Raw genomic sequence first — 252 nt, forward strand, 5'->3', positions numbered from 1 at the left:
GTGTGCGACGTGCCGACACTGGTGATCGCGCGCACCGACGCGCAGGCGGCCACGCTGCTCACCGCCGACGTGGACGAGCGGGACCAGCCGTTCGTCACCGGCACGCGCACCGCCGAGGGGTTCTACCGGGTGCGGAACGGGATCGAGCCGTGCATCGCCCGGGGGCTCGCCTACGCGCCGTACGCCGACCTGCTCTGGATGGAGACCTCCAAGCCCGACCTCGACGTGGCCCGCGAGTTCGCCGAGGGAATC

1 pseudogene is annotated in these 252 nt (G+C 72.2%); it reads left to right on the forward strand.

Annotated features, from left to right (window positions below):
- A pseudogene (locus tag AB1471_RS17640) lies at positions 1-252 on the forward strand (isocitrate lyase); the annotation flags it as partial.

It is taken from the genome of Jeotgalibacillus marinus, from assembly GCF_040801915.1.
Classification (GTDB): Bacteria; Bacillota; Bacilli; order Bacillales; family Jeotgalibacillaceae; genus Jeotgalibacillus; species Jeotgalibacillus marinus.